Source organism: Stenotrophomonas sp. YJH_SMC_138 (genome assembly GCF_059369855.1).
Window position 1 is genome coordinate 82136 of the sequence record NZ_JCAFTB010000004.1, and the last position, 17674, is coordinate 99809.

Genomic DNA, 17674 nt, shown 5'->3' on the forward strand with positions numbered 1-17674 from the left:
GCTCGCTTCAGGCTGTCTCTGGCTTAGGCGCCAGGCTCACCGACCACTGCCCATTTTCTTCCTGCTTGAGCGACAGGAGATCGTAGGTCTTCACCATGTTGAGAAGACCGGAATGCCCATAGATGCCAGGCGAGAAGCCGGAATCTGCTCGCTTCAGGTATGAGCCTAAGGAGTTGAGGCTTACCTTGCCCTCTGGGGTGCTACCGGCAAGCAGTGAGACAGCCTCGATGACGAACCGAGGGCGGCGCTTCGGAAGCGGCGCGCTGCCGGTGGTCTTGGTTTCATTAGTGTGGTCAGTAGGGTGCGTCGGGTCCTGAAGATCAGGCGGCTCTGGCGATGAGGCTTCTTTTGCGGACCACTCGAAGAACTGATCGCAGGCATTGCGCAAAGCATCGGGGGTCTTGGCTTCGCCGACGATCAAAACCGTGGCCCCCCGCTCGCGGAGCTTCCTGCAGAGGTAGGCAAAGTCCGAGTCGCTGGTTACCAAGCAGAAGATGTCTGCCCTCTGATCGAAGAGCGCCTCCAGTGCATCTAGAGCAAGGGCGATATCGGAGGTGTTCTTCTTCGCTGCGTATTGGAACTGAAGGCATGGAGTGAATGCCTGGCGAACCAGGGCCTCTTGCCAAGAGTTGCCTAAGGTAGTGCGATTGCCATAGCCCCTCCGAAGCGTTACGCGCCCGGCCTGTGCAGCCATGAGGAGCGCGAAGTCCACGATTTCGGGAGCAACGTTGTCGCAGTCAATCATTACTGCGACGGTCGATTCTTGCGGTTGAGCCATGTTGATTTCCTTATCGCGTAGAGCATATATGGTGCGACAGCTTGCCGATGGCTACGTCTTCCGCCGAACGATATGGTCCCCGGCTGCATCATGTTTCTGGTAGCTAACCCAAGCTTGCCCGTTGCTACCTTTGACAATCCTGAGCTTCTCTGGGTCTGCGGTGCTTTCAAAAGCATAGCCAGTCATATGGATCTCGACCGGGAAGTGACCGAGCGCCTTTCCAGCCACATCCAGTTGCCAATGTGTCTGAATGAGAAATTCGCCAGGCGCCTTCATTGTCGCTCGTGCATCTGGGGTGACTGAATCGACCTCGAACCTATGAATGGAGATTGGGCGTTGGGCGCCCCTTAGAAGGTCGAAGCCAAAGTCAATGTCTTCAAAGTTCTCGTCAGAAAGGGAGTCTGACGATTCTAAGGTAAAGTCGGATTTGAGCGCGCGCGCGACCATGTGCAGCCTGCTCAAGCTTCTAATGTGTTGAAATACAGGGAGCATCTTTTTAATGGGTGAAACCGGGGGCGTCAGAGTCTGACGGGCGCCGTTGAATTCTATAGTCAGCAGCATTGCATCCTCGGCGGCGATCTGGTCCGCCCAAGTTGCCAAAGGGGCGAGAGAATTCACCTCCTTTAAAGGCACTCCGTATATCTCGTTCCCCCTGATGCCCAAGCTGATCTCTGTCTCCAATGTCGAGCCAGCAACGGTCCCACGGATTATTATATTAAGTGCGGATGGGAGAAGTTCATTGGTGATGCCTATCCCGGCGGCGCCGTTGAATAGCTGGGCAGCTAGGCTTAGCTCCTGCGCCAAGACCGAATATTCTTGGCCGGGGCAAATGATGACGTGGCCTTGGACGTAAGTGTTTGACCTCATGGTCACCTTGCCATGAGCAAGTATTGACTTCGTTTGATCCTCGAAGCCGGGGAGGGGGCCGAGTTTGAAGTCCTTCACGTCAAATGTGCGTGGGAGGCCATACAGATATGCGTCCCGGACAAGGGCGATGTTCTCGGCGGTTCCGACCGATGTGAAGGATAGATCCAACCGAGAAAGCCTCTTCGAGAGCTCCTGCACTTTCTGAGTCTTGTTCTCGCCGGAGCCGGGGGGCGCTCTTCGGGCGCTGCGCTTTGCTAGATCAATAGATGGCTGATGCCCGATGGATAGTGGATCTCGGGTTTGAAGGAGTGGCCCTACGATGTCTCGCAGATAGCGTTCAAAGCCTTCACGGTCATTGAGGGCCTTTGAATGGTCGAACGTGACAACACCTTTGCCATCGCCGATCAGCTTTCCTTGATTGCCCCTCGCCCACTCTTGAGCGTGAACCCAATAGATGGAACGGTCGGGGGTCACCCTCAAAATGAAGACTGGGAGCACATTGTTCGCATACTGCCGTAATCTGCTTTTGGAAACTTGAGCGGTGAGGCGGCCTCCTCTGGGCTCGACAGAGGTCCCTTTCACTTGTGCTAGAAAGTGAATGCCGTGGTAGACCGTGTGATCGGGGGTGATGCAGAGGTCGTAACCAATGTCTATCTGATCGTGCCCAACATTCCAGTTCCAATCTACGAAGGCTTGTTCTACTACAAGCTCTGCTTGTCGACCAGTCTTCTGAGATTTAGGGAAGTTCATCGGCCAGAACGATAAAGGGTTGCAAGGATGACAGCCTACCACTGACTTTCGGACACATCATGGATAGAACCTCTTCTTGTCCTTCAAGCAGCGCTTGAACTGCCCCTTAGCATAGACCGGAAGCACCACCGCAGGCCTGTATCTCTCCAAGGTCTCTATCTGCTTCCTGCGCATCACGGCGGGCTTCTTGTGGAAGTAGGCCTCGTGAAGCACCGGCACGCGCTTGCTTACAGAGTGGCCGGTGATCAGAGCAATGTCTTCGTCAGGGACGTTCTGGTGGTGGAGCTCTGTAGCGATGGTGTGTCTGAAGGCATGGAACCCGACACCTCTAGGAAAGCCAAGGTCTTTCATGTAACGGCTGAACTGGCTAAGCGCTGCCAGGCTGTAGCGAGCATTGGTCTCGCCGGTCTTACGGTTCACACCAGCAGATAGGTGTGGGAAAAGGCGAGGGTGACCGCAGTCCCTGATGTCATCCATGAAGTCTAGGAAGCCTGCGTCCAACAGGGGCTTCGGGATGGGGATCGTTCGGATAGATGCCTTGCCTTTTAGGCTTTGCCGACTCCTGAGCCGGGTCCGGTGCGCTAGGTCAGGGTCTACTGTCTTCTGGATGCGGATACACCAGACTTCGCTCTCCTGGACGATGTCTGCGACTTTTAGCTGAGCGACCTCGTTGATGCGGGCACCTGTGTAGAGTCCGATCATAGGAAGCCACCATCGATGCGGATACTTGCTCGCCCAGGGAATGAACGTCTTCGGGTCGAAGATGCGGCGGAGGTCGTCTTCATCAAAGAGCCGCTCTGGCTTGTTGGGATCGGTGACCAGGTCTTTCTTGATCTCTGCGAACGCAGCCATGGGGGACGCATCAATGGCCTTGGTCTTGACCAGCTGGTTGAAGAAGGAGACCAGGAAGCGTCGATGACGTTCAAGCGTTGCAGGGGCGAGCTGAGGAACATCTAGCTCCTTGCCGCAGGCAATGGCTTCGTCATAGCTGATACGTTGATAGGCGGGGTCAGAGAAGAGGCCTGGGGGCGACCAGCGCATGAGGTCCCAGAGCCGGTAGATGTGAGGGTGGTCAATGCGCGAGACGGGGATGTCGCCGCAAGTCATCTGGAGAAGGCGTAGGGTTCGGGCCGTGGAGTCGATGGTCTCCTGGGCGAGGCAGCGCCGTTCCCGGTCCCCCAGGTAGTCTTTGATCTCCACTGACAGAAGGCGGGCAGGGTGGCCTGCGGAGAGTGGCTCAAGGTAGCGCGTGCCTGCGGCATTGATGCGAGAGCGTCGGGAGCGCTCCATCGCAGCGTTAAGGATCTCTTGCGCATGGATGGCCGCTTCGCGTCCGGTGATGACAAGCTCATCAATTCGGAAGCGTCCGATCTTGATGCCCTTAAGGTGCAGCGTGTCATCGGCGTCTGGATTGAATGGGAAGTCTTGAAGGAAGTTCTTTACTGTTTTTGGCACGGCACTGTCTCCTTGGATGATGGGAGCAGTGCTAAGGCCTGGCTTTGATTCGTCAAACGAGATCTAGAGGGTTGCCGCGTTGCTTAGGCATTCGCCGGAACGTTGGAATTAGCGCGAAAACTTTTAGAGGGGATTGGTTCGGTTTGTCTTGCGGGGCGCTGTGGCGTAAGGGTTTTCCTTTGGTGACCGCTTCTATCTTGCAGTCATTTCTGTACTGTACGATTTTGAGAGTGCTTACGCCTAAGCGTGCTTTCTTACAGAATAGGCATTTCGAATTTGTGATTGTGCTCTCAAAAATATCTTCCAGATCATTCCTGTCGCCAGGATTGGATGCTCTTTGGAGGAACGCTAATCGCCACTTTCTCTCTGGGTCTAGGAGTCAGAGTCTCTGGCTTCTTTTGATTTCTTTACTGACTGCCCTAGGGGTGTCCATATTAAGCGCACTGCACTGAGCCTCAGCTGCTATCCGATCTAGCTCTCTCCTAAAGGCTTCTTTTCCTTTTATGCTGTAGATGCGGGACTCCGCCTCCATTGCGTCAGCATGAGGAACAAGCGCGGCAAGCACGGCGTCCTTGCCCTCGGTAAATGCGACAACCATTGCAGCAGTGCAATCAGCCCGCGAGACGAACGAGATCAGCCGCTTGACCACGTCGATGTGTCCCGCTTCGGCGGCTTCACATATCGCATTCAAACCACATCTTCTGGGCCGTCCAGCGCGTTCGATCTCAGGGATAAGCAGATCAACTACTGATGCACGCCCGTTCCTGGCAGCTAGATCCAAGCCAAGGGTGTAGGTGTCGCCTGGATCTGGAAGCCGAGCTTTTAGTAGGACCTTTAGAACGGGGATATGCCCAAGTGCCGCCACGGCCGGGAAGACTTGAGTCGCACAGATGATGGATGAGGATACCGGTAGCAGCAGCTTGACTATCCGCGCATGGCCGCCCCGCGCTGCTGCGCTCAGTGCGCTGCTTTCGCGTGCCTTAGGATCGCTGACAGGAATAAGAAGGCGGACAACCTCAGCATGCCCTGCCTTTGCGGCCTCCTCTAGCGCCTTTGAGTCGTCGGCCAGTGGATCGGTCACGGGTAACAGAGCTAACACAGTTTCAACGCTGCCACTTCTCGCGGCATTAGCGAGCACTAGAGATTGCTCGCCTGCGGGAGCGGGATCGGATAGGGGTATGAGCTTTTGCACGACTGAAGCCATCCCTCTCTTGGCAGCGAAAGCCAAAGGGTAGGGCGTCTTCCTGGGAACTAGCTTGTGAAAGAGCGCGTCTATAACGTGCTCGCGCTCCGATGAGATGGCATAGGAAACTGCTTCCCAGGCGAACTCTGATGGCATGTTTGACATCTCAATTAGTGACAGAACCATTGAGATGTCGCCTGTTTGTACCGCTGTGCTTAGCTCGTTCAATGTTTTCAATTCATACGCTCCGCCGCAAAGGCTAGGGCTGGGCGCTAGCTTGTCAAACGGAGATGTTGTCCCTCTTCGCTTGCTCTGTAAAAAGAGGGTGGCAATTAGCTTGTGCCCGGCTGCGGGAGGCGATAGCGTATAGGGCATGGTGCTACTGGGGTTTCCTAATATCGCCATAGGCCATTGTTTCATCTCATCGCACTTATCTCGGGTTTTTTAAGAATGACCAAGCCGTCACTCGATTCCATTGCCTCCGCTAAAGCCAAGCTTGCTGAAGAGCTGCGCAAGCTTGAGGAACAGGAAGTTCAGCTTCTCCAAGAGCAGGCTGCTGATGCCTTCGCGGAGGTCGCCAACCTCGTTTCCCAGTACGGTAAGAGCTTCTCTGCGAAGCAGCGCGCCGAGATCGTCAGCATGCTGGCGGCGGATGTCCCTAAGAAGGCGGGAGGTGTGAAGAAGGAAGTCGCGCCCAAGTATTGGCTCCCACATACGGGCGAAACCTGGAGCGGCCGAGGCAGAACCCCTCGCGCGTTCGCTGCATGGGAAGGGACTTCCGCTTACACAACTTGGAAGGCTTCCCACCCTAACGAGAAATTCCCGGCTTTCCCTGGATAATTCATCCAAGCAGGGGCAGCTTAGCGCCCCTGCTGTCTCATCTTGGGAGACCGCCTGATCGTCTAATGGAGCCTTGGCTCTTGGTCCGGCATAACGCTGGCGCTCAACCGTCGTATCTGGGGTGTCGAGATGAAGGTTTTCATTAGTTCGTTGATTTCCGGGATGGAAGCCGAGCGAGCCGCAGTGAAGCGTGCCGTCGAGAGGCTGGGGCACGCTCCCATCATGGCGGAGGACTTCGGCGCTAGGCCTAGCTCTCCGCAAGTTGCTTGCCTTGGCGGAGTGCGAGAGTCCGATCTTGTGATCCTGATCTTGGGGCCTCGCTACGGTGTGCCCCAGGCGGGCGGGGTCTCGGCTACTCACGAAGAGATTCTGGAAGCGCGAAACCGGAAGCCGATCCTTGTCTTCCTGCAGGCAGGTGCGGAGCCGGAAGATAGCCAAGTTGCTTTGATCAATGAAGTCGGAGGTTGGGAGGGAGGCCTCTTCCGACAGGAGTTTGCGTCCCCAGAGGACTTGGAAGACAAGGTGACCCGCGCCATTCATCGGCACGAGCTGGCGCACGCTGTAGCGCCCCTGAATCCAGATGAGTTGAAGGCTAGGGCGACTAGGCTCTTTCCTGCCCTGGAGAGGGGGTATGGGGCGAACACGCTTCAGCTGGCAATAGCCAGCGGTCCCGTCTCAGCTATCCTTCGACCCGCAGAGATGGAGGCTCCTTCCCTGATTGCGGAGATGCAGCAGAGCGCACTCTTTGGCGCACATCCAATTTTTGATCGGGCGGCCGGTAGCCGATCTCGGTTGGAGGGTGAGGCGCTCGTTGTGGACCAGGATGACGGCCACAGGTCTGGGGCATCGGTGCGCCTTTGGCCAAACGGTGATCTGTCAATCAGTCTTCCCGTGCCGCCTCCCGCGCGCGGGATGGGGCTGCCAGTGGTCTTGGAAGAAGACGTAGCTAGCAAACTGGCCAGCGCTGTTGGATATGCGGCATGGCTGCTGTCGCGGATCGATCCCACTGAGAGAATCACACACATCGTGCCAGCCGTTAGGCTCAGTGGGGATGGTGGCGGCGCGTGGCGCACCAGGGCGGAGCATGATGCGAGCCCCAATTCGGGACAGTTCCCATGGCGACAAGGTGAGCACGAAGAGCCGGCGTTTCTCGCTCCCGCGCACCAAGTCAGGCAGGTGCTGTCAATGGATGCGCGTCGTGTGATCGAAGACTTCGTCGTTTTGCTGAGGCGGCGCTGGAATCAGGATTGATCAGGTTAGAGCCCACCATTTCGTAAGCGGCTAGGCGAAGGAGAGCAGCTTTTAATAGAAGTCGTCATTGAATTCGTTTCGGGACGTGTCCGATGACGACTTGCTCTCAATTGGATGCCTGCCAAACACGAGTTCTGCAGATGGACGTATGCCAACCTGAAGGATTTCATCAATGCAGACTTCCTGCTTCTTGAGTTCGAAACTCTCGGTGGAGAAGCGGACATCGAACATTTCGATCTTTGGAGACACGTCGTGCATTGTTTTCACAATGGCCGTCTGAACTGCTGATGGGCACCGCGCTCCAAAATATATGGCTGAAAGGTCAAATGGGGCGCCTCTGGACGAACTCGCCCTTCCCAGGACTCTCCATTCCTTTTCATAGGCCCAAGCTGGAGCTTTGGAAAGGAATGCGGTCTCAATGACTCTTTCTCTGGCAATGGGATCTGCTTCTAGTCTCCACTTCGCCAGATCACTCATGTTGATTGATCGCGGCTTGTCATAGCTAACTTGACGGATGCTGTGTGCGACATGGTCTGCTGTCGCATACTCCAGACATATGCCCATGTGTTGGTCAGCGTAGTGGCTCCACATAAGGGGGCAGGACCAGTTTGAGGCTAGGCTCAGGATCCCCTTGCTAGCGGTCCAGTCAAGGATTAGTAATTCGATTCGCCGCTTCAACTCGCGACGGTACGCAATCTCTAGCTCTGACGGATTGTGGGCATGCTCAGTTGCCATGTATCGACAGTTCTGAAGTTCTTGCCCAGCGTCCCTTTGGGGCCAGCGCTCCTTAAATAGATCTTCAAGCAATTGCTCAGCTCTTGGGGTTTCCAAGTCATTGACTATGGTCGGCCTCGAATCGAGTGGATCATTGAAGTTCACAGGACTTGAGAAGAACGTCGCGCTGTCGCAGAGTTCCTGCAGTAAGAAACGATTGAATGATCGGTACTTGTAAAGGAACGATGGCGGAGCTGACATGTGCTGGTCATCAATCTGACCTGACTCATGCTCCGATTCGGAAAGCTTCATTGATGCCGTTCCCTTGTGTTTCTGAAATTCTAGCTCTCAGAGAGTCGTTTCAGCAGCACCAACGCTTCTTTCTGCTTTCGCACATCGAGCTGGGACAACACGAGGATGGCCTCAGCCACTACATCCGACGCAGCAAGAAAGTAAGCCGCAGGAAGGTCTAGAAGCTCTGCGAGCTTCTCGATGGTCTCCAAGTCCGGCTTGTGCATTCCTCGTTCATATCTACTGATGCGAGGCGCGGTCGTGTTCGAGTCATCGACTCCCATCAACATCTCCCCTAGCTGCGCCTGCGTCCAGCCTTTGGCGACGCGTGCTGCGCGTAGGCGATGACCAAGGGCTGTAGGCGTGGGCTGGGGGGCGGGCATCCGGTAGAAACAAACACGTTGACTCTCCAGAGTTTGACCGCATAAGCTTAGCGGGTCATTTGCGTTCAACGCAAAAAGTGGATCGGGAGGCAGTCGTATGGATATGAGGTGCTGGGCATTGGTGGGTCTCTTGGCGTTCGCCGCTTCTGCTGGGGCTGCGCCCAGCCTGTCGTGCCAACTGCAGAGCGGTCAGTTCAAGGCGGGTGGGGAAGGGAAGCCCAAGGTCTCCGCTTTCATCTGGGCCACGGGTCATGGCTCTGCAGCGCCTACTGGCCCCATCCGAACCAGCATCGGCCGCATCGAACCCGTAGAAGGCCGGGACTACAAGCGCGCTATCAAGCTCGATGGCAAGCCGGTGCCGCTGCCTACCGAAGCGCATAGCGTGGTCGGTTTCGGCAAGGTCTACGACTTCGGTGGAGCCGTCGCCCTGGCCTATCTGGGAGAGCGCGAAGAAGACTCGTCCGCCCGGCCTAGCCAGATCGTCATCGTCATCAACAAAGCCGGCTCAGTGATTGACAGCGAAGTCCTGCCTGGCACTGCGACGAATCCCGGCGATCACTGCCTACTTATCGACTGATCAAGGAATTGAGATGAAGAGGATCTGGATGCTTTCGGTTGCTGCGCTGCTGGCGGCTTGTTCTGGTGGGCCCGGCAATGGCGATGTTGAGAAGGCGTTGGCCGTGTATTTCAAAGAAGCGACGGGAACGACGATGACCTTTGAGGGGTTGAAAGTGGGCGAGTGTGTGCGAGGGGGCGGTCCGGGCTACGCCTGCAGTGTCACTGGAACTGCGCGGTATCAGCTGGGCACTCGCACTGAGCAGCAGCATCTTGTCGGCACCTTCGTCATCGACAAAGTTGGTGGCACTTGGACTGTCGTAGACCGTCGTTGACCCAGCCCATCCCACCCATCGCTAGGAAGCTCGTATGTGGACCTTGTTCAAGGTAATCCGCTGGATCATCACCGGTCTCGCGCTGTGGTGGTTGTGCGGTGTGGTGTTCGAAGAGGGCACGACGGCTGACGGGGCAGTCTTCGGCCTGATGCTGTTCGGGCAGTTGGTCTTCTGGCCGCTCGCGCTGCTGTGGGGCTTGCCGTGGCTGTTCCGGCGCCGAGCGCCCAAACTGAAGAAGCATAGGCCTGAAGAATTCGAGCCCACGGTGTCCCATGAGCACATTGCCTTGGACCTCGGCAGGGACGCAATCTGGGTCCGAGATCCCGTGAAGGGCGAGCGCTACCTGCGACGGGCTGAAGTGCTCGCTATCCGCACTGGGGAATACAACTACAAAGGAGTGGTCACCCATCGCCTGGAAGTCCAGGTGCGGGACGTTGTTCACCCGCTCTGGCTGGTTCCTTTCGTGCGCCATTCTGATCGTTGGCTTAAGAGCACAGCATTCAATGAATCAGAGCGCGATGAGTGGTTCGCTAGGATGAAGGCATGGATCAATGCACCTGTAGCTTACTGACGTAAACGTGCGACCTGCCAGCTCGCCTTCGTGATTCGTCGCGCGAACGCTCTGGCTGCCGAGCTTGACGGGTTAAGTGGATGTGAAGTATGAATGAGGCTCAGCAGGTGGGGCTGGGCAACGGACATGTCAACCAAGGCGACAAAACACAGCGCTCCTGGGCCATACCTCGGATACGGCCTGCAGACTGTGCGGCTATGCGCACGGCTTTTGAATGAACCTCCGGATTCAACCGTTTTTGTAGAGCACGATGACGATGTCTCGGTGCTTTATAGCGACGGGACAAAGCTCCTTGAGCAGACGAAGCGAGTCAAAAGCAACCCTTTGTCAGATTGGTCTGTAGACCTATGGAAGACTGTCCATAATTGGCTTGAGGATCACGCTCCATTTGATGTCGTATCCAAGCTGTGCCTCTACATAACGCCAGATCATGAGCCGGGCGAATTTGCAAGGGCGTTAGCAAAGGCAAGCAGCGCGCAAGATGTTGCAGAATTGGTCACGCGCATCAAGAGCCAGCTCACCTCGGCGAAAAAGAAGTCGAAGGTTTATCCCTTTGTCAGCAGGTTCCTTTCGGCCGAGCCCGATGAACAGCTCTCGCTGGCGGCTCGCTTTGAGATTGTTCGCGAGGGAGATCCATTTTCCACCATCCGCCTGCGCTATGAAGCCGCAGTGTCCCCACTTCTGCTTGAACGAATCATCTCGTTCGCATTGGGGGAGGCCAAGGTGAAATCTGACCGGTTACTGGAGATGGGGAAACCTGGCGCGATCAATGCTGGCGAGTTCAAAGATACTGTCAGGCGCTTTGTCCAAGAAATTAATCTTCCGGCCTATTTCGATTTTGATTCTCCTCCCATAGATCCGGCCAAAATTGATATGGAGTTTGTCTCCAGGCCAACCTTCGTGCGCCAGCTGGAATTGATCGAGGCTAGTAAGCAGCAACAGCTACAAGCCATCAATGACTACTTGAGAGCCATTTCCAGCAAGACTAGGTGGGGCGAGGAGGGGATACTGCTTCCGGGATCACTGGACGAATGGGAGAGCGGGCTTCTACAGCGGCATTCGGCCATATGCGACAGTCTTGACGTGCTTCACTCAAGTCTCAACGATGTAAGTCGCGGCAAGGTCGTGTATGCCGAATGTCGGAAGCTAGAGCTGTCTCTACAAGGGAAAAGCGTCCCGGGGCACTTTACTCACGGCTGTTTTAACGAGCTCTCGGGAACAATGAAGCTCGGTTGGCATCCGGCCTACCTATCACTTTTGGAATAAATCGTGGTCGCTGCTATTGGATCCAATAAAGCTCCTGCCCATTTGTCGGGTCTGGATCTGATATATAACCCGTCGTTCGGGTCGTATCTTATATGGCGCGCAGCGTCCGGACATTTTTCGGAATCCGGCCGAGGGCTTCCGATAGTCCTCGCATTTTTGGTACTTCCGATAGCGCTCCACGGAGAATCCAAGAGCGCGCTGATAGGGACGAATATGCCTTCAGGGTTAACTTTGTTCGCGGCAAAGCTCGGCGCCAAACAAGAGAGTCTGCTTGCTATTCATGAGCGAGCGATTGCGCTTCGCAGCCTTTCGCTTGCCTCATTGACTACCGGCACAATGGCGAAATTCATGATTGTGGACCCGGGGACCGCAACGATCTTGTCCTTGGATTCAGAGCTTCCATCGCCGAGTTCGAGTATGCGAAAGCTTGGTTTGGCGTGTGAGAAGCTGGGGGTTTGGTTTGGGCGCCTTCCGGTCGATCAAGTTGCGTCAATTCTCAGGGTGGCCTTCTAATGTATTTCCAAATCTTGAAGCTGGTTCTTTGGCCGCGAAATGGTGGTTCAATTAGGGAGGTGGTATTTGAGCCTGGTATGGTAAATGTAATAACCGGTGCTTCCAAAACTGGTAAGTCAGCTGTTATTCCCATAATTGACTATTGTTTGGCATCCAAGACGTGTGCAGTTCCCGTTGGTGTTATTAGAGACGAGTGCTCATGGTTTGGAATTCTCGTTGAGACGGTGGAGGGGCAGAAGCTATTTGCGCGAAAGGAGCCGGGTGAGCAAGCGCAGACCGGTGAGATGTTTGTTATTGAGTCTGGCGAGGTCGAAGTGCCTCAGAGCTTGGATGAGGGCAACACCACGGCTAGTGCTGTGCGTGGACTTCTTGATCGACTTGCTGGTCTTACGCAGTTGGACTTCGAACCCGACACTGAGTATGGCTACAAGCTTCGACCGTCCTTTAGGGATCTAACATCTCTAGTCTTCCAGCCTCAGAACATCGTTGCAAATCCGAATGTTCTTTTTTACAAGGCCGACTCTAATGAGCACCGGGAGAAGCTCAAAACTGTCCTTCCGTATGTGTTGAATGCTGTCACGTCCAAGACCATTGCGCTGAGGCATGAGGCAGATAGGCTGGGCCGGAGGCTTAAGAAGCTTGAATCCGAGCTTAGAGAGGCGAGCTCTATATCTGAGAGGCGAGTTTCGGAGGGTCGGCGCTGGCTAACCCAAGGTCGAGAACTTGGCCTGTCGGCTCGGCAGGGTCAGCCAGCTGGGTGGCCAGAGATCTTGGAAGAGCTTCAGGAAATTGCAGGCGCCAACCACATCGGCCGGTCTGCGTCAGTTGAGGGGATTGAGGCGACTCTTAATGTGCTTTCTGAGCTCCGTGCCAGAGAGCAGGATTTGGCCGCTAAAGCATCGGGACATCGGCAGCGGTTGATGGAGTTGAAGCGGTTGCGCGAGGGGAGCGATGACTACGCTGGCGCTCTTCGTATACAACGTGAGCGTATTTCTTTATCGACTTGGATGCGTGATGAGGTGGAGAGAAGAAATGATGCTTCTCTGCTATTCCCATCCGAAACTGCGAAATCACTTGATTTGCTATCGAATGCATTATTGGAGGTGGAGGCAAAGCTCCAGGCGCATCCTCTCGCTACTACCTCTCTAGATGCAGAGTATCAGCGGCAGCGAGTGCTGACTGAGAATGTGCTGTCTGAGATAGCCATCGTGCGGCAGGAGATTCGCGCATACGAAGCAAGCTCTGAGGCCGCTCGGCAGGAAATTACTCTGACCTCCACAATCGATAGGTTCTTAGGGGGTCTGCAGCAGCTGCTCAGTCAGTACGAGGCGTCGGACTCGTCTCCAGAGCTTGAAGGCGAAATCTCTGACTTGCGCAAGAGGCTGAGTGAGATCAATGGCAATATCAATGGGGCTGCCCTTCAACGGCGACTGGACAGCATTCTTGACGAGATTCAGCAGATCACCGGAACGATCATTCCATCACTCAATGCAGAGTGGGGTGACAGCCCGGTGCGACTGGATACGAAGGAGCTCACGGTAAGGGTGTCTCGCAATGGGCGGATGGATTACCTTTGGGAGATCGGCAGTGGGGCCAACTGGCTCGCGTATCACGTTGCGGTGACTCTGGCGCTCCAGATCTATTTCCTCAAGCATCCCCCGAGCCCGGTACCGGGTCTTATTATTTACGATCAGCCGAGTCAGGTTTATTTCCCGGCAGTGGTGATCGATAAGGTTACGGGTGAGAAAGATAAGAGACTGGTGGATCAGGAGGATATTCAGGCAGTTCGAAGCATCTTCGATGAAATTGGGAAGCGCGTGGTGGCCGCCAAGGGTGCGTTGCAAGTGATCGTCCTAGATCACGCTAATCAGGAAGTATGGGGTGAGCTAGAGGGCGTGTGCCTTGTGGAGGAGTGGCGGGGGAAGAAGCTCGTTCCGTTGGACTGGTAATCCGCAACCACGATCTACGCGCTCGCTCGCTTGCTGGCGGAACTTTTTTGTTACGAACCTAAAGCGACAGAGCAAGAGCGCACTTAGGCATTGCCCTGCGGGCAATGCGTGCGCAAGAGGCTGTGCCCCTTGACCCCCTAAAAAAGCGCTTGCCAAAGCCTAAAACGTAGGCATAAAGGCAAGTGCGGGGGCCAGAACAAGGAGCATTAATGGCCATCTATCACACAAGAGTAAAGACATTCAGTCGTGCCCAGGGTCACTCATCCACAGCTGCAGCAGCCTATCGCGCAGGCCTGCTCATCATCGATGACCGCACCGGTCTCCGGCACGACTATCGAAGGCGCGGCGGGGTCGTTGAGACCCGTTGCCTCGCTCCCGACGACGCTCCCGATTGGGCTTTCGATCCTCGGCAGCTTTGGCCTGCAGCCGAGGCTTCAGAGCGGCGCAAAGACGCTACCGTTGCCCGTGAGTTCGAAGTGGCGCTGCCACACGAACTGAGCAGCGAGCAGCGTTCAGACCTGGCAGCCGAAATATCGCGCTGTCTGGTCCAGCGTTACAGGTTTGCTGTCCAATCCAGTATCCATGAGCCGCAGACCGCTGACGGGCTCAACTACCACGTCCACATCCTAGCTACGACTCGACGGGTGGATTCAGAGGGCCTGAAGGACAAGACAAGGGAGCTTGATGGCGGGCCTTCAGGCCGAGGGGAGGTCGAATGGATTCGCGCGATGGTGGGGGAAGCCATCAATGCTCACCTGGCCGCAGCCGGTGTCTCGGCCCGTGTCGATCACCGTAGCCTGAAAGAGCAGGCGGCTGAGGCCGCAGAGCAGGGAGATGGGCTCACAGCAGCGGAACTTTCCCGTGCTCCAGGACTTCATATGGGCAAAGACGCCACTGCCTTGCACCGCCGAGGCGCCGATACAGTCCTTAAGCAGGGCAATGAAGGAATTGCTCAGGCTAACAGCGCTGCTTGGGATCGCGCCGTGGCTCAGATGGCAGGAGAGGGCAGGTTGATGGCCCCCGCATCCGATCAGGCAGTGCCGGTTGGCTCGCGCCAGGTTCCACTGGGCCCCGCCAACCTACCAATGCTGTCTCCTGGTGGAGTGACTCCTCTGGGTAACGTGGCCAGGGAAGTCATGCCGGTTGAGGCGGTTGCCGCGCCCCTTCATCGGCAACCGCAGGCCACAGCATCCAAGCAGGCCCTGAAGGAAGTGTTGGAGATGTGGGCGGAGGCGTGGATAGAGGCGCTGCGAGATAGGCTCAAATTCACGCGCAGATTGCTGCGCAACAGTGCTGCCTTGATATCCGCTCATGTCGCGGCGCCCAGGCTCCGTGGCGACTTGGAAGAGCTGCTCGTAAGACTGAAGAAGTTGAAGCGGGACGCACTGCGCTTCAAGCGTAGGCTGAAAGCTGAAGACCGTGCCCAGCATGTATTGGCCCAAGCAGAATTTGCCTTGGAGAACTTCGAAAGCCAGAACCCACGTCCAGGGATCCTGACTCGGTCGGATTGGTCGCGTCGCCGAGCGCGCCGGGTTCGGGCTTTCGAACTGGGGCGCCTGGAGTATCAACGCGCCCATGAAGCCACAGGCCCGAAGGCTCAGGAAGACTACAACCGTCGAACAGGCGAGTCGTTGGTGCAGCTGGAGAATTGGAGTGAAGTGTTGCTGCGTCGATATCCGGTGGAGGATGCGCCCACTGACGCTCCTGCAGCCCCTATTTCAGCTGACCCCTTGCTCCTAGTGAATCCCGGCAGAGAGCCCGGAGCCCGGTTGCACTGATAGACAAGCGAAGGCCCCGGCGAACCGGGGCTTTAGCTAACTCTCTCATTGCCATCAGTGGTAGGTAGGCCCCCGAGTGGGCTTGGACACTGCACCACGGCGCTCTGAGATCATGTCGCTGAGCTGCACTTGGTCGCGTTCTACGATGGCTTCTCTGACCCTAACGGCAGGTTTCAGTGTGTGGTCGTCAGCCGGAGGCTTAGGGTGTATGCATCGGTTGATCAGTTCGTCGGCGATTTCGAGAGCATGGATGATGTCCTCGATCCGCTCCTGGGTGTCTCGTGTCCGGTCTTGGGCAATCAAAGGGCACAACACTCGACTAGCGATAGCCAGCTTTCTTTCTAAGGGCATATGGAGCTCCTAACGTGGGGGAGCTTCCATAAAACCACCATTTGCGTTGATCGCAAGGCTCCAGCCCCGAATCTTGAGCGCCAAGAGCGGTTGATGGCGTTGCCTAATCATTGTCGCCTCAATTCCCCGGGTGCTACGACGCCTTTGATGGCTTCCTCACGCGACTTGCTGGCGTCGTGGAGTGCGCGCTTTTGGCAAGAGCGAACGCTTTTCGTTCACGTGCGGCTGCATTGACCGCCCTCCGCTTCGCTCTGAGTTGCGCTTGCCTGAGAGACTGCGCTGCCTCTCCAGGCTGATAGACCGGCAGACCTTCGGGAACGGGGAGAAGCGCTACCGCGTCTGCGCGCGATTGGAGCGTGGGCACATCAACATAGGTTCCGAGCTCGCCGGGCATATGCGCCTTGTGCCCCGTAATGGCAGCGGCAATAGAGCTAAGCACCCCCGCATAGAGAAGTCGGGTGCTCGCAGTATGTCGGAACGAGTGGAAGCCCATGCCGGGCTGCATCATGCCCAAGCCCACAAGATAGGCGCGGAACTGATCTCCGAGGGCGTCCCCGTAGCCTGCCTTCTTGTGCCAAGGCAGGTGGGGAAACAGGCGCTCATGGCCTGCCTCCATGACATCACGGGCATATGTGAGGATCCCAGCATCCAAGAGGCGGGGATGTAGTGGGATGAAGCGCAGCGAGTTGGCGTTCTTCAGCTTCTGGTCGCGATGGACGGCGCGGATGTGGATCCCCCAGATGCCGTTCACTTCTGCAACATCTTCCGCATAAAGCTGACCAACTTCGTTGACCCGCGCCCCGGTGCCTGCCGCTAGCAGCACGCCCCAGTAGCGATCAGGCCGTCCTTCGGCCCAAGGCAGGAAGTTCTCAGGGTCAAAGATCTTGTTGATCTCTTCAATCGTGAACTGGCGGCGGGGCAGGGCAGCCACGGATTGTGCCGAGTTCTGCCGTTTGATTCCGTCCAAAGGCGAGCGCGCGATGATGCCGCTGGCCACTTGTGCGTTAAAGAAGCTGGCAAGCCGGTCTCGGTGCTTTCCGAGTGTCCGATCTGAGAGACCGGCAACAATGATGCCCTTATCTCTCTGCTGCCTGACCTTGGCCATGATCTGCGGCGCGGTCAGCTCTTTGTAGTCACTCTTCTTCCTAGCATTGCTTGGCCAGTGATGGAGTCCTGTCAGAAACGCTCTGACTTGGGCTTCCCCGACCTTCGACATCAGCAGATCAGGTCCTGCGACTTCTTGGAAGATGATGAGCGTGTTCTCACTATCTAGAAGATTGCCGGGTGAGGTCTTGGCATTCCTCAGGTCGGCCAGATACAGGGCGATGCGGTCGGATAGCGTGAAATCTGCGCTGGCGGGTTCATTGGGCAGTCCCACTACCGAGAGCCCAGGCAACGCCAAGCCTCTGATCGTTTCCAGAAGTGCTTGAGCATCTTCTCGCCCATTGACGTTCAGACCGGTGAGCTTAGTCCCATTCGGCAGCTGGATGTTTCCGGTCCACTGGTTGATGGAGCCGCCGACGACTTTCAGCAGGTCTTCTCTATCCTTGTCATCCATGCGGCTACCTCTCCAGCGCTCGAATGCTTCGGAGAGTGCCACAGCCATGCGGGCCGCGACGAGGCGGGCAAGGTCAGCAGCAGAAGGGGGGAGGCGGCGGACCAAGAAGCGTGAGCCGATAGCCTCGCGCAGGTCTACAGGAACAAGAAAGCGGACATGAAGTCCGCTAGGTCGGCGTAGAAGATAGGGCTTGGGCAAGGGGCGATACCTCAAAAGATCCTTTTGGAAAGATCGTTTTTCGGTATCGCGCCCTGCCAAAACCCAACAGAATCAGCAAGATACAGCT

Annotated in this window: 16 protein-coding genes; 9 read left to right on the forward strand and 7 right to left on the reverse strand. The window is 56.3% G+C overall.

Features of this window, described 5'->3' with window-relative positions:
* Nucleotides 1-7 precede the first annotated feature (7 nt).
* The 4 genes from AC5P7I_RS10720 to AC5P7I_RS10735 form a co-directional block, all read right to left on the reverse strand.
* Nucleotides 8-778 (reverse strand): NYN domain-containing protein, encoded by a 771-nt coding sequence (locus AC5P7I_RS10720; RefSeq protein WP_262087292.1) that lies wholly within the window; start codon nucleotides 776-778, stop codon nucleotides 8-10.
* 51 nt (nucleotides 779-829) lie between these two features.
* On the reverse strand, nucleotides 830-2395 hold the full coding sequence (locus AC5P7I_RS10725) for a hypothetical protein (protein ID WP_262087293.1): 1566 nt from the start codon (nucleotides 2393-2395) through the stop codon (nucleotides 830-832).
* 57 nt (nucleotides 2396-2452) lie between these two features.
* Complete coding sequence (locus AC5P7I_RS10730) at nucleotides 2453-3850, reverse strand: site-specific integrase (protein ID WP_262087294.1); 1398 nt, start codon at nucleotides 3848-3850, stop codon at nucleotides 2453-2455.
* A gap of 379 nt (nucleotides 3851-4229) precedes the next feature.
* Nucleotides 4230-5270 carry an ankyrin repeat domain-containing protein gene (locus AC5P7I_RS10735; protein WP_262087295.1) on the reverse strand — a complete coding sequence of 347 codons (1041 nt, stop codon included), beginning with the start codon at nucleotides 5268-5270 and terminating at the stop codon, nucleotides 4230-4232.
* A 213-nt stretch (nucleotides 5271-5483) separates the two neighbouring features.
* Here AC5P7I_RS10735 and AC5P7I_RS10740 point away from each other — a divergent pair, with 213 nt between their 5' ends.
* Together AC5P7I_RS10740 and AC5P7I_RS10745 are read left to right on the forward strand one after the other, a co-directional pair.
* Complete coding sequence (locus tag AC5P7I_RS10740; RefSeq protein ID WP_080052368.1) at nucleotides 5484-5873, forward strand: H-NS histone family protein; 390 nt, start codon at nucleotides 5484-5486, stop codon at nucleotides 5871-5873.
* Between the two features lie 129 nt (nucleotides 5874-6002).
* The gene (locus AC5P7I_RS10745; protein ID WP_262087300.1) at nucleotides 6003-7124 is read left to right on the forward strand and encodes a DUF4062 domain-containing protein; all 1122 of its coding nucleotides are present in this window, start codon (nucleotides 6003-6005) and stop codon (nucleotides 7122-7124) included.
* Between the two features lie 51 nt (nucleotides 7125-7175).
* Here AC5P7I_RS10745 and AC5P7I_RS10750 read toward each other — a convergent pair whose 3' ends face one another.
* Both AC5P7I_RS10750 and AC5P7I_RS10755 read right to left on the reverse strand, forming a co-directional pair.
* Entirely contained in the window at nucleotides 7176-8150 is a 975-nt protein-coding gene (locus tag AC5P7I_RS10750; RefSeq protein ID WP_099533886.1) for a DUF2971 domain-containing protein, read from the reverse strand.
* A gap of 29 nt (nucleotides 8151-8179) precedes the next feature.
* Entirely contained in the window at nucleotides 8180-8512 is a 333-nt protein-coding gene (locus AC5P7I_RS10755) for a helix-turn-helix domain-containing protein (protein WP_099533884.1), read from the reverse strand.
* A 121-nt stretch (nucleotides 8513-8633) separates the two neighbouring features.
* Between AC5P7I_RS10755 and AC5P7I_RS10760 the strand changes: the two genes are divergently transcribed.
* The 7 genes from AC5P7I_RS10760 to AC5P7I_RS10790 all read left to right on the forward strand — a co-directional run bounded on the left by AC5P7I_RS10760 (nucleotide 8634) and on the right by AC5P7I_RS10790 (nucleotide 15479).
* Nucleotides 8634-9089: a hypothetical protein gene (locus AC5P7I_RS10760; RefSeq protein ID WP_239524555.1), complete on the forward strand. Its 456-nt coding sequence runs from the start codon at nucleotides 8634-8636 to the stop codon at nucleotides 9087-9089.
* 13 nt (nucleotides 9090-9102) lie between these two features.
* On the forward strand, nucleotides 9103-9402 hold the full coding sequence (locus AC5P7I_RS10765) for a hypothetical protein (protein ID WP_074726078.1): 300 nt from the start codon (nucleotides 9103-9105) through the stop codon (nucleotides 9400-9402).
* Nucleotides 9403-9436: 34 nt separating this feature from the next.
* Nucleotides 9437-9973 carry a hypothetical protein gene (locus AC5P7I_RS10770; RefSeq protein ID WP_074726077.1) on the forward strand — a complete coding sequence of 179 codons (537 nt, stop codon included), beginning with the start codon at nucleotides 9437-9439 and terminating at the stop codon, nucleotides 9971-9973.
* A gap of 126 nt (nucleotides 9974-10099) precedes the next feature.
* Nucleotides 10100-11239, forward strand: coding sequence for an ABC-three component system protein (locus AC5P7I_RS10775; protein WP_143025165.1), 1140 nt, complete (start codon nucleotides 10100-10102; stop codon nucleotides 11237-11239).
* A gap of 3 nt (nucleotides 11240-11242) precedes the next feature.
* Nucleotides 11243-11752, forward strand: a complete 510-nt coding sequence (locus AC5P7I_RS10780) for a three component ABC system middle component (RefSeq protein WP_425604950.1) — start codon at nucleotides 11243-11245, stop codon at nucleotides 11750-11752.
* 14 nt (nucleotides 11753-11766) lie between these two features.
* On the forward strand, nucleotides 11767-13701 hold the full coding sequence (locus tag AC5P7I_RS10785; protein WP_262087313.1) for a DUF3732 domain-containing protein: 1935 nt from the start codon (nucleotides 11767-11769) through the stop codon (nucleotides 13699-13701).
* Between the two features lie 209 nt (nucleotides 13702-13910).
* Entirely contained in the window at nucleotides 13911-15479 is a 1569-nt protein-coding gene (locus AC5P7I_RS10790; RefSeq protein ID WP_262087315.1) for a MobA/MobL family protein, read from the forward strand.
* Between the two features lie 484 nt (nucleotides 15480-15963).
* Here AC5P7I_RS10790 and AC5P7I_RS10795 read toward each other — a convergent pair whose 3' ends face one another.
* Nucleotides 15964-17388, reverse strand: coding sequence for a site-specific integrase (locus tag AC5P7I_RS10795; RefSeq protein ID WP_262087317.1), 1425 nt, complete (start codon nucleotides 17386-17388; stop codon nucleotides 15964-15966).
* Nucleotides 17389-17674: the final 286 nt, after the last annotated feature.